The organism is Vogesella perlucida, assembly GCF_979366545.1.
The window spans coordinates 127,769-142,029 of record NZ_CEETRO010000008.1; the positions used below are offsets into that span (position 1 = coordinate 127,769).

16 protein-coding genes are annotated in these 14,261 nt (G+C 62.1%); 3 read left to right on the forward strand and 13 right to left on the reverse strand.

Annotated elements, in window-relative coordinates; all coding sequences use genetic code 11:
• Nucleotides 1-3: 3 nt before the first annotated feature.
• Together ACZ9XP_RS12865 and ACZ9XP_RS12870 are read left to right on the forward strand one after the other, a co-directional pair.
• On the forward strand, nt 4-516 hold the full coding sequence (locus tag ACZ9XP_RS12865) for an Mpo1-like protein (RefSeq protein WP_147687866.1): 513 nt from the start codon (nt 4-6) through the stop codon (nt 514-516).
• A 40-nt stretch (nt 517-556) separates the two neighbouring features.
• The gene (locus ACZ9XP_RS12870; RefSeq protein WP_240803464.1) at nt 557-1,816 is read left to right on the forward strand and encodes an Hsp70 family protein; all 1,260 of its coding nucleotides are present in this window, start codon (nt 557-559) and stop codon (nt 1,814-1,816) included.
• A 79-nt stretch (nt 1,817-1,895) separates the two neighbouring features.
• Here ACZ9XP_RS12870 and ACZ9XP_RS12875 read toward each other — a convergent pair whose 3' ends face one another.
• From ACZ9XP_RS12875 to trxB, 6 genes are all read right to left on the reverse strand, one after another.
• Complete coding sequence (locus ACZ9XP_RS12875; RefSeq protein WP_147687868.1) at nt 1,896-2,831, reverse strand: DUF808 domain-containing protein; 936 nt, start codon at nt 2,829-2,831, stop codon at nt 1,896-1,898.
• A gap of 101 nt (nt 2,832-2,932) precedes the next feature.
• A complete protein-coding gene (locus ACZ9XP_RS12880; RefSeq protein WP_147687870.1) occupies nt 2,933-3,733 on the reverse strand; it encodes an alpha/beta fold hydrolase in 801 nt (266 codons plus the stop codon).
• Nucleotides 3,730-5,133: a PhoH family protein gene (locus ACZ9XP_RS12885; protein WP_147687872.1), complete on the reverse strand. Its 1,404-nt coding sequence runs from the start codon at nt 5,131-5,133 to the stop codon at nt 3,730-3,732. The genes ACZ9XP_RS12880 and ACZ9XP_RS12885 overlap by 4 nt, the downstream gene beginning before the upstream one ends.
• Before the next feature lie 51 nt (nt 5,134-5,184).
• Nucleotides 5,185-5,628: a peroxiredoxin gene (locus tag ACZ9XP_RS12890; RefSeq protein ID WP_147687874.1), complete on the reverse strand. Its 444-nt coding sequence runs from the start codon at nt 5,626-5,628 to the stop codon at nt 5,185-5,187.
• Between the two features lie 14 nt (nt 5,629-5,642).
• Nucleotides 5,643-6,182, reverse strand: coding sequence for a Smr/MutS family protein (locus ACZ9XP_RS12895; RefSeq protein WP_240803468.1), 540 nt, complete (start codon nt 6,180-6,182; stop codon nt 5,643-5,645).
• A gap of 72 nt (nt 6,183-6,254) precedes the next feature.
• Nucleotides 6,255-7,205, reverse strand: coding sequence for a thioredoxin-disulfide reductase (gene trxB, locus ACZ9XP_RS12900; RefSeq protein ID WP_017508361.1), 951 nt, complete (start codon nt 7,203-7,205; stop codon nt 6,255-6,257).
• A gap of 116 nt (nt 7,206-7,321) precedes the next feature.
• Between trxB and ACZ9XP_RS12905 the strand changes: the two genes are divergently transcribed.
• The gene (locus ACZ9XP_RS12905; protein WP_170253714.1) at nt 7,322-7,501 is read left to right on the forward strand and encodes a YjfB family protein; all 180 of its coding nucleotides are present in this window, start codon (nt 7,322-7,324) and stop codon (nt 7,499-7,501) included.
• A 60-nt stretch (nt 7,502-7,561) separates the two neighbouring features.
• On the opposite strand, the gene ACZ9XP_RS12910 is transcribed toward ACZ9XP_RS12905, so the two are convergent.
• From ACZ9XP_RS12910 to glnE, 7 genes are all read right to left on the reverse strand, one after another.
• Nucleotides 7,562-8,122, reverse strand: coding sequence for a hypothetical protein (locus ACZ9XP_RS12910; RefSeq protein WP_147687879.1), 561 nt, complete (start codon nt 8,120-8,122; stop codon nt 7,562-7,564).
• A complete protein-coding gene (locus tag ACZ9XP_RS12915) occupies nt 8,103-8,564 on the reverse strand; it encodes a YbaN family protein (protein ID WP_147687880.1) in 462 nt (153 codons plus the stop codon). The genes ACZ9XP_RS12910 and ACZ9XP_RS12915 overlap by 20 nt, the downstream gene beginning before the upstream one ends.
• Nucleotides 8,565-8,620: 56 nt before the next feature.
• Nucleotides 8,621-9,214, reverse strand: coding sequence for a TetR/AcrR family transcriptional regulator (locus ACZ9XP_RS12920; protein ID WP_147687881.1), 594 nt, complete (start codon nt 9,212-9,214; stop codon nt 8,621-8,623).
• Entirely contained in the window at nt 9,211-10,266 is a 1,056-nt protein-coding gene (gene waaF, locus ACZ9XP_RS12925; protein ID WP_147687882.1) for a lipopolysaccharide heptosyltransferase II, read from the reverse strand. Before waaF ends, ACZ9XP_RS12920 begins: the two co-directional genes overlap by 4 nt.
• A 61-nt stretch (nt 10,267-10,327) precedes the next feature.
• On the reverse strand, nt 10,328-10,534 hold the full coding sequence (locus tag ACZ9XP_RS12930; RefSeq protein ID WP_017508367.1) for a zinc-finger domain-containing protein: 207 nt from the start codon (nt 10,532-10,534) through the stop codon (nt 10,328-10,330).
• A gap of 48 nt (nt 10,535-10,582) precedes the next feature.
• Nucleotides 10,583-11,506, reverse strand: a complete 924-nt coding sequence (locus tag ACZ9XP_RS12935) for a branched-chain amino acid transaminase (protein ID WP_147687883.1) — start codon at nt 11,504-11,506, stop codon at nt 10,583-10,585.
• Between the two features lie 50 nt (nt 11,507-11,556).
• Nucleotides 11,557-14,253 (reverse strand): bifunctional [glutamate--ammonia ligase]-adenylyl-L-tyrosine phosphorylase/[glutamate--ammonia-ligase] adenylyltransferase, encoded by a 2,697-nt coding sequence (gene glnE, locus ACZ9XP_RS12940; RefSeq protein WP_147687884.1) that lies wholly within the window; start codon nt 14,251-14,253, stop codon nt 11,557-11,559.
• Between the last annotated feature and the right edge of the window lie 8 nt (nt 14,254-14,261).

Sequence of the window (14,261 nt, forward strand, 5' to 3'; positions counted from 1 at the left end):
ACCATGAAAACGCTGCAAGCGCATTTAGTCAATTACGCCTGTTATCACCGCGATCTGCGCAATATCCATACGCATTTTGTGGGCATCCCGCTCATCGTGCTGGCGGTGGCGGTGTTGCTGGCTTGCCTGCCATTGGGGATGGGCCTGCTGGCCTTGCACCCGGTGTTGCTGGGTGCCATTTTGTTTTACCTGCGGCTGGACCTGGCGCTGGGGGCGCTGATGGCGGTGGTGATGTTGCTGGCAGGCTGGGCGGGTACCGTGCTGGCGGCTTTGCCGTGGGGGCTGTGGCTAGGTCTGGCGCTGTTTGTGGCGGGCTGGGTAATACAGTTTGTCGGCCATGCTTACGAAGGGCGCAAGCCGGCGTTTGTGGATGACCTGGTGGGCCTGCTGGTGGGGCCGCTGTTTGTGGTGGCTGAGTGGCTGTTTTTGCTGGGTTTTTATCGTGATTTGCAGGCATGCATCATAGAAGCGGCCGGCCCCGTGCGTACAGTGCAGAAAGTCGCGGCAGGTGGCTGAAGATTCGCTATAATCCCGCTCCTTTTGCCTGAGGGGGTGGATGAACATGACCGTACAAGCCTGTGGCGTGGACTTTGGTACGTCCAATTCGACAGTGGGCTGGTGCCGCCCCGGTGTGCCCAGCCTGCTGGCGCTGGAAGAGGGCAAGACAACCCTGCCATCGGTGATCTTTTTCAATGCCGAAGAAGAAAGCACCTCCGTGGGCCGCGCGGCTATTGCCGAGTACCTGGATGGCTACGAAGGCCGCCTGATGCGCTCGCTCAAGAGCATTCTGGGCACCAGCCTGATGAATGGCCAGACCGAAGTGCAAGGCCGCCCGCTGCGTTTTCTGGATTTGCTGTCCATGTTTATCGGCCAGCTCAAGCAGCGTGCCGAACAGAACGCCGGCCGTGGCTTCGAGCAGGCCGTGTTTGGCCGCCCGGTTTTCTTTGTGGATGACGACCCGGTAGCCGACCGCCTGGCACAAGATACGCTAGGCGAGATCGCCCGCAAGGTGGGCTTTAAAGAGGTTGCCTTCCAGTTCGAGCCCATCGCGGCTGCTTTCGACTACGAAAGCCGCATCCAGCGCGAAGAGCTGGTGCTGATTGTGGATATCGGCGGCGGTACCTCCGACTTTTCCTTACTGCGCCTGGCGCCCGAGCGCGCCCATCTGCTGGACCGTCGCGCCGATATTCTGGCCAACGGTGGTGTGCATATTGGTGGTACCGACTTTGACAAGCAGCTCAGCCTGCATTCTGTCATGCCGCAGCTGGGCTACCGCTCGCGCCTGAAGAATAACGCCGAGGTGCCGTCCGGCTTTTACTTCAACTTGGCTACCTGGCACACCATTAACTTTGCCTACACCCGCAAAGCCCTGTCTGACCTGCAGGGTGTATACCCGGACGCGCTGGAGCAGGGCAAGCTGGACCGCCTGTTTTCGCTGATCGACAAGCGCGCCGGCCACTGGCTGGCCATTCAGGTAGAAGCTGCCAAGATTGCACTGTCCGACGCGGCGCAAACGCGGCTGGACATGGGCGAGATCGAAAAAGCGCTGTTCCATGATATTGCGCGTGCCGATTTTGATGAGGCCATTGAAAAGCAGATTGTCAGCATCGAAAGCACGGTTGCGCGCTTGCTGGCCGACGCACAGCTGCAGGCGGCCGAGGTGGATACCGTGTTCTTTACCGGCGGCTCCAGCGGTGTGCCGCTGCTGCGCGAGCGCATTGCCGCCATGTTCCCCGCCGCCCGTGCGGTGGAAGGCGACCGCTATGGCAGTATCGGTAGCGGCCTGGCACTGGACGCCTCGCGGCGCTTTGCCTGAGTAAAGGTTGGCCGCAGGGCTGCCTGCCAACCAAAGAAAAACCCCGCCGATTGGCGGGGTTTTTTACTGTGCGGTTGGCTTAATGTGCAGCAGCGCCGCCGCGCAGTTTGCCGATCAGCATCACCACGGCCAGCACCAGCGCACCGGCTACGATGCCGAACAGGCCATCCAGCACAGCCGGTACGATGGCCGCTAGCAGGCCGCCCATGCCGGCGATGCCTGCCACGCTATGGGTGGCAGCTTCAATGGCGTGGTGGGCAAACGGCAGGCCATGGGTGAGGATGCCGCCGCCTACCAGGAACATGGCAATGGTGCCGGCCACGGCCAGAAAGCGCATCAGCGGCGGGGCTGCGTTCACCAGCAAACGGCCCAGCTGCTGGCTGCCCGCGCCGGGTTTTCGCGCGAGGTAGAGGCCGATATCGTCCAGCTTCACAATGCCGGCCACCAGGCCGTATACGCCCACTGTCATGATCAGCGAGATGCCGGCCAGTACCACCAGCTGCGACATGAAAGGCTGGCTGGCCACGGTGCCCAGTGTAATGGCGATGATTTCGGCAGACAGGATGAAGTCGGTAGTGATGGCGCCTTTGATTTTGTCTTTTTCGTAGGCCACCATATCGACTGCCGGGTTGGTCAGTGCGGCCAACCTGTCGTGGTGTTCGGCGCTTTCTTCGGCGGCGTGCAGGTATTTGTGCGCCAGTTTTTCTACGCCTTCAAAGCACAGGAACGCGCCGCCTACCATCAGCAGCGGGGTAATCAGTACCGGTGCAAAGGCACTGATGGCCAGGGCCAGCGGCACCAGAATCGCCTTGTTGCGCAGCGAGCCCACGGCGACGGCCCAGACGACCGGCAGCTCGCGGTCGGCCTGTACGCCTGCGACTTGTTGTGCGTTCAGTGCCAGGTCGTCACCCAGCACGCCGGCGGTTTTCTTGGCGGCAACCTTGGTCATTACGGCGACATCGTCCAGGATGGTGGCAATGTCATCAATCAGCATCAGCAGGCTACTACCAGCCATGATTTGTTTCCTGTCGGTAAAAAAACGCTGCCAGCAAAGCCTGGCATATATGCAAAACCCGGCGATGGCCGGGCGGGGGTGTACACGGTAGCAAAGCGTGACTATGTCATCAAGTGTTGTTGCAGCCATTGATCAATGCGCTGTGCCACCTGCTGCCAGCGCGTGTCCAGCATCATCATGTGTGCCATATCGGGCAGGATCTCGACGGGCAGGTTCAGGGCAGTGCCCATCTGGCGTACTTCGGCGGCGCTGACCAGGTGGTCGTGCTCGCCACCCAGCAGCAGGGTGGGCAGCCGCAGTTGAGTGCGGTTAAACGGCGGTACCATGGACATGTCCATAATGGCGCGCAGGCTTTCTACCTGGCTGTTGGCCGCCATCCAGGCCACGGTGCTGGCCGGCGCGTCATCCGAAAACAGCATATGGCGCAGGTCACCTACGGCAGGGGACTGGCGGCCACTCTGGAACATGTTCAGCCCGATAAGCACGTCTGGCGCTTGCTGGAACAGCCGCCAGGTGGAGGCGGCCAGCCCGGTGTGCGGCACCGACGCCAGCAGTACCAGCCCTGCAGCCTGCTGCTGTTGCAGGTATTGTTGCGCGACAAAGCCGCCCATGGAGTGGCCGATCAGTACCGGCAGGGTGCCGATTTGGCGGATGGCCTGGCCTACGTTGGCTACGTAGTCGTCTATGCTCACGGCGGCCAGCCAGGCCTTGCCGTCGCTGTGGCCGTGGCCTTCCAGGCTAAGTGCCCAGCAGTCGTAGCCTTGTGCGGCAAACCACGGCAGGAAATTGACCTGCCAGCAGCTGGCACTGCTATAGGCGCCGTGAATAAAAAGCAGGGGTGGCGCGCTGTGCGCTGCCCCTGCTGCGGCTTGGTGTATCAATTCAAGATGTAGGGAACTCACAATACCTCGGCGGCGTGGTCTGCCAGGCGCGAGCGTTCGCCGCGCTGCAGGGTGATATGGCCGGAATGGTCCCAGCCTTTGAAACGGTCTACCACGTAGGTCAGGCCTGAACTGCCCTCGGTCAGATACGGGGTATCGATCTGGCTGATGTTGCCCAGGCAGACGACCTTGGTGCCGGGGCCGGCGCGGGTAATCAGAGTTTTCATCTGCTTGGGTGTCAGGTTCTGCGCTTCGTCGATGATCAGGTATTTGTTGAGGAAGGTGCGGCCACGCATGAAGTTCAGCGATTTGACCTTGATACGGCTGCGGATCAGGTCGCGCGTGGCCGCGCGGCCCCAGTCGCCACCGTCGTCTTCATTGCGGTTGAGTACGTCCAGGTTGTCTTCCAGCGCGCCCATCCACGGCAGCATTTTTTCTTCCTCGGTGCCGGGCAGAAAGCCAATGTCCTCGCCCACCGGCACGGTAACACGGGTCATGATGATTTCGCTGTACAGTTTTTGTTCCAGCGTCATGGCCAGGCCTGCGGCCAACGTAAGCAGGGTTTTGCCGGTGCCGGCCTGTCCCAGCAGGGTGACAAAGTCTACCTCGGGGTTCATCAGCAGGTTCAGGGCAAAGTTCTGCTCGCGGTTACGCGCAGTGATGCCCCACACATTGTTCTTCTGGTGGCTGTAGTCTTTCAGCGTTTCCAGTACGGCGCTTTTGCCGTCGATCTGGGTAACGCGACACTGCAGCAGCTGCTCGCCTTGCTGCCACAGCAGCTGGTTCAGGTGCAGGCTGGTCACGTCGGGGCCTTTGATCTGGTAGTAGGTGCGGCCGTGTTCCTGCCATGATTTCAGGTCTTTGCCGTTGCGTTCCCAGAAGGTGGCGTCGATTTCACGCGTACCGGTGTACAGCAGGTCGGTGTCTTCCAGCACCTTGTCGTTGAAGTAGTCTTCTGCCTCCAGCCCCAGCGCGCTGGCCTTGATGCGCATATTGATGTCTTTGGACACCAGAATCACGCTGCGCTCCGGTTCGCGCTCTTTCAGGGCCACCACGATGCCCAGGATCTGGTTGTCGGCTTTGCCTACCGGCATGCTGGCGGGCAGTACGGCGTGGATGGCCTGGGTTTGCAGGCGCAGCTTGCCGGTGGCGGCATCGCGGCTGGCACTTTTGAGCGGAATGCCGCTGTCGATATTGCCGGCGGCCTGGCTGACGATTTCGTCCAGAAAGCGGCTGGCCTGGCGCGCGTTACGGGCCACTTCGGTCATGCCCTTTTTGTGGGTGTCCAGTTCTTCCAGGGTGATGATGGGGATGAAAACGTCGTGTTCCTCGAAGCGGAACAGGCAGGTAGGGTCGTGCAGCAGCACGTTGGTATCGAGAACAAACAGCTTGACGGTTTTGGTCTTTTTGCGGCTTGCCATGATGTGAGGCCCCTTGATGAGCGGGGCCTCGCGGTATGCCAGGCCCGTCGCTTAAATGGTATTCACGAATGCCAGCACTTCTTCGACATGGCCGGGGACCTTCAGGCCGCGCCAGGCTTTGAGGATATTGCCCGCGCTGTCGATGACGAAAGTGCTGCGTTCGATTCCTCTTACCTGTTTGCCGTACATATTTTTCAGCTTCATGACAGCGAACAGATTACATACAGTTTCCTCCGGATCGCTGATCAATTCAAATGGCAATTCGTATTTGGCCTTGAAGTTTTCATGCGATTTCAGGCTGTCGCGTGATACGCCCACAATGGTCACGTTGGCCGCAGCAAAGGCGGCGTGGTGGTCACGAAAGCCGATAGCCTGGGTGGTGCAGCCCGGCGTGCTGTCCTTGGGGTAAAAGTACAGTACGGTCAGGCCGCTGCCTGGCAGGGTGATGCTCTGGCCGGAGGTGGCAGGGGCGGTAAAGCTTGGGCAGTGTTCCATCTTGTTTCCTTGTTTCAGCCGGGGCGTTTGAGTAGTGCCAGTACGGCACCGCTGCCGCCATGCTGGGTGCGGGTTTCACAAAAGGCCAGTACTTCGGGGTGGTGGGTCAGCCAGCTGCGGACCATTTTGGGTAACACGGGTTCGCCGCGCGAGCTTAGGCCCTTGCCATGGATGATGCGCACACACTGGCCCTGGTGGCGGGCGCGGTGCAGGAACAGCGCTAGCTGTTCGTGCGCCTCGAAGCGGTCCAGACCGTGCAGGTCCAGCTCTGCACACACCGGCCAGTGGCCGGCTTTCAGCTTTTTCAGCGTGTGGGCCGGCATGCCTGGGCTGCGGTGCTCGATGTCGATGTGCGCTGGTTCGAACCAGCCCAGCATCTGCGCAAACAGGCCGTGTTCGTTCTCGCCCGGGTGGTGGATGCGGTGCGCTGCGTGGTGCAGTGGCCGTGGCCGGGGACGGGGCAGCGGGTGTTGCACGCGGCCGTCCGGCTTGAGTGGGCGTACATCGCGCATCAGGCTGGGGAAGTCCGGCTCCGGCGGCGCCGCAACGGCCACAGGCAAGACCCTTGCGGGCCTTGCCTGTGGTTTGATCGGCTTGAGCTGCTCTTTGAGCGACTTCAACGTGGCTTAGCCGTGGTCCAGGTAGCGCTCGGCATCCAGTGCGGCCTGGCAGCCCGAAGCGGCGCTGGTGATGGCCTGGCGGTAGATGTGGTCCTGCACATCGCCTGCGGCAAACACGCCCGGCACGCTGGTAGCGGTGGCGTTGCCTTCGCGGCCGCCACGGGTCACGATGTAGCCGGTTTCATCCAGCTCCAGCTGGCCTTTGAAGATGTCGGTGTTCGGCTTGTGGCCAATGGCAATGAACACGCCCATCAGCTTGATGTCTTCGGTGCTGCCGTCGTTGAACTTCAGGCGGGCGCCGGTCACGCCGCTGTCGTCACCCAGCACTTCGTCCAGGTTGGCGTTCAGCTTCAGGGTGACTTTGCCTTCGGCAACACGGGCCATCAGCTTGTCGATCATGATTTTTTCCGCACGGAAGGTGTCGCGGCGGTGAATCAGGGTAACGTGTTTGGCGATGTTGGCCAGGTACAAGGCCTCTTCTACGGCAGTGTCGCCGCCGCCGACCACGGCAACATCCTGGTTGCGGTAGAAGAAACCGTCGCAGGTAGCGCAGGCGGATACGCCCTTGCCGGAGAAGGCTTGTTCGGACGGCAGGCCCAGGTATTTGGCCGAGGCACCCGTGGCGATGATCAGCGCGTCGCAGGTGTATTCGCCGCTATCGCCAATCAGGCGGATCGGTTTTTCATCCAGTTTGGTGGTGTGGATGTGGTCAAAGATCATTTCGGTACCAAAGCGCTCTGCGTGCTGCTGGAAGCGCTGCATCAGCTCCGGGCCTTGCACGCCAGCTACGTCGGCTGGCCAGTTGTCCACTTCGGTCGTGGTCATCAGCTGGCCACCTTGCGCCATACCGGTGATCAGCACGGGTTTCAGGTTAGCGCGTGCAGCGTAGACGGCGGCGGTGTAGCCAGCCGGGCCGGAACCGAGGATCAGCAGGGGGCAGTGACGAGTTTGGCTCATGTGGGTTTTCCTGTTAGTGCGAACGGATTAGTATTATTTTATCAGTAATCGGGAATCTGGCCGATAAAGTGTTTCTACTTGCCAAATAGTTTATGGCTACCGGAAGGAGTGATGCTATGGAGATTGGTGCTAACGCCAGCTCAAACGTGAAGCAGGCCACGGAAACGTTTGTGTTGAAAAAAGCCATGGAGGTGTCCAGTGACACCATGCAGACGCTGATGGCATCTGTAGAGCAAAGCGCGCCCAAAACCAATAACCCTGCCCACCTGGGGCAGAATGTGGATGTAAAGGCCTGATTTGCCCGCCAGCCATGAAAAAACCCGCCGGTCACGGCGGGTTTTTTCATGGCTGGCCGCTTAGGCACTGAACTTCATGCCGCTGCTGCTTTGCAGTAGCGATTGTGACGCCTGGTATTGTGCGACCGCCTGTTGCTGGGCGCTGGCATTCAGCTCGGCGCGGTTGCTGTCTTCGGCGCGGGCGGCAGGCTGTGGGGTGCTACGCGGGACTGACGTTTGCTGGGGAGCTGCCGGTGGCGTCGGGCCCTGCGCAGCGACATCGGTTTGGCTGCTGCTGCCATTGCCCTCAAGGTTGGCCGCAGGCAAGCCGGTTGCCGCTGCGGTGGTATCAGCCTGCTGCTGTTGCTGCACACGTATCGCTTGGGTGCTGAGCAGTTGCGCTTGCAGGCTGAACTGCAGGTCGGTAGCGCGGTTGTTCAGCTGCGCGGCGGCATTTTGTGGCTTGCCGGCTACCTGCTGGGTGGCGGCTTGCAGCTGGGCTTCACGTGCCGTGCCGGCTTCCAGCGCCTGTTGCCCGGCGGACTCCAGGCTGCCGGTTTGCGGCAACTCGCGCTGGCGGGCAGCGACGCTGTCACGGTACAGCGGACTGGGGCTGAGCGGGTTAGTGCTGCTGATGTCCATGAGACTCCTCCTTGTGCATGCCTTGCCGCAGTGCGCATTGCGGTAAGGGCTGCGCTGCGCTGCTGGCGGTAATCGTGGGCAGGTGCAGTATCCAGGCCGACAAGCCTAGCCACAGTGCGGCCAGCACGGCTTGTAGCAGTGGCTGGCTGCCCAGCATCGCCAGACTGGTGCCAAACGATACGGCCATGGTCAGCAGGGCGATACGCTTGGTTTGTCTGCGCATGCCGCGATAAGTTCGCCAGTCGCGGATGGCGGGGCCAAAGCGCGGGTGGCTCAGCAGCTTATGTTCCAGTGCCGGGTGGCTGCGGGAAAAACATGCTGCAGCCATCAGGATGAATACCGTGGTGGGCAGCAAGGGGGTAACGGCACCGATGATGCCCAGCGCCAGGTTTAGCCAGCCCAGTGCGGCCCACAGGTGTTTGCGCGCAGTGTGTATCGCCATATTCCCCCCGCTTGCCGAGTCTTTACTAGCAGCTTAGTGCCTGCCTTGTCATACGGCTAGCGCGTTTGCAGGGTCAGTGCCAGCATGCGTTCGGCCAGCTGGGCTACCGACAGCTCGCCGTTGTTGCGGTACCACTGTACGGTCCAATGCAGGCTGCCCAGCAGGGTGCGGCGCAGCAGGTGGGTGTCCTGTTTGATGAGGCCTTCTGCGGCGGCTTCGTCCAGTACGCCTTGCCACAGGGCTTCGTAACGGTCGCGCAGCACGATCAGGCCGGGTTTGGCGCTGTCGGAAACACTGCGCCACTCGTACAGCATCACTTCCAGCGCGGCCTGGTTGTCGCCCAGTAGCGAGTGCAGGTGTACGTGGAATAGTGCGGCCAACTTGCTGCGCGTATCGCTGGCTGCCGCCAAGGTCAACGCCAGCTGTTCGGTGGTGGCGGTAATGCCCAGGGCCATCACGGCCACCAGGATCTCTTCTTTGGTGCGGAAGTGATAAAACAGGCTGCCCGATTGCAGGCCTACGGCATTGCCCAGGTCGCGCACGGTGGTGCGTTCGTAGCCCTGGTCGCGAAACAGCTTGGCAGCGGCGCGAATCAGCTCCATGCGGCGGCTGTTGGCTTCCTGGGGGTTGTTCAGATCGTTGCGGCTCATGCTTTGCTCGTGGTGGTGGGTTCGCTGGGGTTGGCAGCGTGTTTCAATAGACTGTCCGCCGCGCTGCGTACCTGTCCTGGTGTCAGGTTCTCCAGGCAGTGCGTGTGTTTGTACGGGCAGGTGCGTTCAAAGCAGGGGCTGCAGTCCATGTTCAGCGAGACAATGCTGGCGTTGTGGCTCAGCGGCGGGGTGAAGTCCGGGCTGGAGGAGCCGTAGACGCCTACCAGCGGCACGCCCAGTGCCGCGGCAACGTGCATCAGGCCCGAGTCATTGCATACGGCCAGCTTGGCCAGGCCCATCAGGTCGATGGCTTCTTCCAGGCCGGTTTTGCCGCACAGGTTCAGCGCACAGCCATCCGCCAGGCGGGCGATGTCGTCGCCGATGTCCTTGTCCTTGCCCGAGCCGAATAGCCATACCTGATAACCTTCGGCGTGGTATTGCCGTGCCAGCTCGGCAAAGTGGCGTGCCGGCCAGCGTTTGGCCGGGCCGTATTCTGCGCCGGGGCACATGGCCACGATGGGCTGCGCCAGTGACAGGCCCAGCTTGCGGGCAGTGTTCTCCTGCGCGGCCGGGGTAGAGCGCAGCTGCGGGTGGGCAATGGGCCGGTGCAGGGCCTGGCGCGGGGGCTCGCCCAGTGCGCAGAAGCGCTCCACCATGGTAGGCAGTGCGTGCTCGTCCAGCTCGCGGGTGTCGTTCAGCAGGCCGTAGCGCAGCTCGCCGGTAAAGCCGGTGCGCAGCGGGATGCGGGCCAGGAACGGTATCAGCGCCGCTTTCAGCGAGTTGGGCAGCACTACAACCTGGTCGAAATGCTCGCGCCGCAGGGCGCGGGCTACCCGCCAGCGTTCGCCCAGGCGCAGCTGGCCGTGGCCGAAGGGGTTCAGGTGTGCCTTGGCCACCTCCGGCATGCGCGACAGCAGGGGCAGGGTCCATGCCGGGGCAAACACGTGCAGCTCCAGGCCCGGGTGGCGTTCGTGCAGGCGGCGGTACAGGGGCTGGGCCATGACGCTGTCGCCTACCCAGGACGGGCCGATTACCAGTATTTTTTTGATCATGTATACAAGCAAAAAAGGTGTAGCCAGGCCACACCTTTGTTCAGGCTGTCATTAAAGAGGCTTAGTGGTGGCCGTGCGGCAGCGGGCCGGTCAGCTTGTAACGGGTGCCACAGTAAGGGCACAGGGCTTCGCCGCCATTTTTGGCTACCGGCAGGAAGACGCGCGGGTGCGAGTTCCAGGCCACCATGTCCGGGGTAGGACAGTGCAGTGGCAGGTCCTTGGCGGTGACTTCGATGATGCGTGCGGTGTTTTCTTTCAGTTCGGCCATGCTGTTAGCTTCCGGTTGGGGCCCGCAGTGCGGGCCGTCTTGCTGTAATCAGGCGACGTAGGTCAGCCAGTGTTGCTTGCTTTCGTCCAGGCCTTTGACGCAGTCAAAGTAGCGTTTCTGGATTTCGGCGGTAATCGGGCCGCGTTTGCCCTCGCCGATGGCGCGACGGTCCAGCTCGCGGATCGGGGTGACTTCGGCGGCGGTACCGGTGAAGAAGGCTTCGTCGGCGCTGTAGACTTCGTCACGGGTAATACGTTTTTCTACCAGCTCCAGGCCCATTTCGTCAGCAATCTGCACCACGGTGTCGCGGGTAATGCCTTCCAGTGCGCTGGTGAGGTCGGGAGTGTATAGCTTGCCCTTGCGTACGATAAAGATGTTTTCGCCCGAGCCTTCAGCCACAAAGCCGTCTACGTCCAGCAGCAGGGCTTCATCGTAGCCGTCTGCGGTGGCTTCGTTGTTGGCCAGGATGGAGTTCATGTAGTTGCCGTTGGCCTTGGCCTTGCACATGGTGATGTTCACGTGGTGGCGGGTGAAGGAGCTGGTCTTCACGCGGATGCCTTTTTCCAGGCCTTCTTCGCCCAGGTAGGCACCCCACGGCCAGGCGGCCACGATCAGTTGTACATCGTCTTTTTTCGGGGCCACGCCCAGCTTGCCGGAGCCATAAAACGCCATGGGGCGGAAATAGCACGACTTGAGCTGGTTGGCTTTGACCACGTCGAGGTGGGCCTGGTTGACCTGCTGTTTGCTGAATGGCAGGTCCATGCCCAGGATTTTGGCAGAGCGGAACAGACGATCGGTGTGGTCTTGCAGGCGGAAGATAGCCGGGCCACGCGCCGTTTCGTAGGCGCGTACGCCTTCGAATACGCCCATGCCGTAGTGCAAGGTGTGGGTCAGTACGTGGGTGGTGGCGTTGCGCCACTCGACCAGTTCGCCGTTGTACCAGATGAAACCGTCGCGGTCTGCCATCGACATGGTGAATTCTCCGAGTCCTGTTTTTAGTGTGTTGCGATTATACAGTTGCCCTACTGAAAGTGAACCGGCTTTTCCGCCGTGCCCGCCACGGTGCCCAGCACGCTTTGCCACAGTGTCTGTACCTGTGCATAGGCTTCCAGCGGCGGGTGGCTGCATTTATCGTTGCCATCCAGGCGGCTGGCGTGTTGCAGGCGGCGGTACAAGCGGTAGGCTTTGCGCGCTTCTTCGGCTAGCTGCGCGGGGATCAGGCCGGCATCGGCCGCAGCTGCCAGCAGGGCGATGTTGCCACTATTGGCCAGCAATGCCGGGTGTTGGCCGGCGTGGGCCAGAATCAGGAATTGCACGATGAACTCCACGTCGATAATGCCACCGCGCGCGTGCTTTACGTCGTCTACGTTGGCCGCATGGCTTTCCAGCATCTTGTTGCGCATGGCGACCACTTCGGCCCCCAAGGCGGCGCTGTCGCGCGGTAGTGCAAGCACTTGCTGGCGGATGGTGTCGAAGCGGGCGCCTATGCTGTGGCTGCCGCACACATAGCGGGCGCGGGTCAGGGCCTGGTGTTCCCACAGCCAGGCTTTGTGGTGCTGGTAGTGCTCGAAGGCTTCCGCGCTGCTGACCAGCAGGCCGCTGGCGCCATCGGGGCGCAGGCGGATATCGATGTCGTACAGCACGCCGGCCGAGGTGGTGCTGGTAAGCCAGGTGATGATTTTGCGCGCCAGGCGCGAGTACAGGTCGGCGGCGTCCGGGTGGTCGTCGTCGTACAGAAAGATCACGTCCAGGTCCGAGGCGTAGCCCAGTTCCTTGCCGCCCAGTTTGCCGTAGCCCACCACGGCAAACTGTGGCGTGTCGCGGTGGCGTTTGGGGATGTCTCGCCAGGCGTGGCGCACGGTGACATCCAGCACCAGGTCGGCCAGGCGCGACAGCTCGTCGCTGAGGGCTTCCAGCGTCCACATGCCGGCCAGGTCTTGCGCTACCAGGCGGAAGGTCTGCGCGTGCTGGAAATGGCGCAATGCGTCCATTTGTGCTTCGACATCGCCATGGCACTCGGCCAGCTGTTGTTCCAGCTGTGCGGCCAACTGCGGCCAGTCTGGCGTGGCGTACAGCACGCGGGCGTCCAGTAGCTCGTCCAGCAGGATAGGGTGGCGCGACAGGTAGTCGGACACCCAGGCGCTGGACGAGTACAGCGAGGCCAGGCGTTGCAGGGTTTGCGGGTATTCCAGCAGCAGCGACAGGTAGGCGGCGCGGCGGCTGATGGCTTCGATCAGCTGCAGGATGCGCTGCAGCGTGGTGTCGGGGTTGTCGAAGCTGGCCGATACCTCCATCAGCGGGCCCATCAGGGCGTCCAGCTTTTTGCGGCTGGCGTCTGGTAGCTGCTGGTAACGTTGGCCGCAGGCCAGGCTGCGCAGCTGGCGCTGCATATCTGCGGCGTCGTGGTAGCCCAGTGCGGCCAGCTTGGCCGAGATGTCGGCATTGGCAATATCGCGCCAGTCGGACTCCAGTGGATGCGCGGCGGCGCCTTCGGTGGGCAAGAAGAATACTTGTTCGAAGTGGCGGGTAACGCGGCGGCGGTGCTGGTTCAGCTCGTCCAGAAAGGCTTGCCAGCCGCTAAAGCCCATGCTGGCGGCAATGCGCTGGCGGTTATCGTCGCTGGCGGGCAGGCTTTGCGTTTGCTGGTCGTCCAGGTATTGCAGGCGGTGTTCGAGATTGCGCAGGAAGGTGTAGGCAGCCAGCAGCTCGGTGACGGTGTCCGGTTCCAGCAGGCGCAGCTCGGCCAGCACGGCGTAGGTGTCACGCGTGCTTTTCAGCTGCAGGCGGCGTTCGCGGCCGCCGCGGATCAGCTGGAACACCTGGGCAATGAACTCTACCTCGCGAATGCCGCCAGGCCCCAGCTTGATGTTGTCGGCCATGTCACGGCGGGCGACCTCGCGGCGGATCTGTGCGTGCAGTTCGCGCATGGCACCGTAGGCGCCGTAATCCAGATATTTGCGGTACACAAAGGGGCGAACCAGCGGTTCGAGCTGGCTGGCGTCACCGCTCATCACGCGGGCCTTGATCCAGGCGTAGCGCTCCCATTCGCGCCCCTGGGTCAGCAGGTAGTTTTCCAGCGCCGCCAGGCTCATCACCAGCGGGCCGCTGTCGCCGTAGGGGCGCAGGCGCATGTCGACACGGAACACCTGGCCGTCGTAGGTGACGTCGTTGATGGCGCTGATCAGCAGCTTGCCCAGACGGGTGAAGTATTCGTGGTTGGACAGCCGGCGTGGGCCGCTGGTGTCGCCGTCTTCCGGGTAGATGAAGATCAGGTCGATGTCGCTGGAAACATTCAGCTCGTGGCCGCCCAGCTTGCCCATGCCGATCACGATCAGCTCTTGCAGCTCGCCGCTTTCCTCGCCGATGGGGTCGCCCAGGTTGGCCAGCGCGCGGCGTGCCACCGGCAGCGTGGTTTGCACGGCAAAGTCGGCCAGCAGGCTGATGGTGGTCACCACTTCGTGCAGGTCGGCCAGCCCGGCGTGGTCGCGGGTAATCAGGCGTGCCATCACGGCGATGCGCAGCTTGCGCAGGGCAGGGGTGAGCGCGTCGATGCTGTCGTAGCTGTGCCAGGGGGCAAAGCTGGCCATTTCGCTGGCATCAAACGGGTGATCCAGCCGTGCGGCCAACCTGTCGGCCTCGTCCGGGCGAGCCGCCAGCTGGCGGTCCAGGTAGTAACTGAATGTACGGGCACAGGCGATGGCGGCGGTATTTGCTGGCATAATGCGCT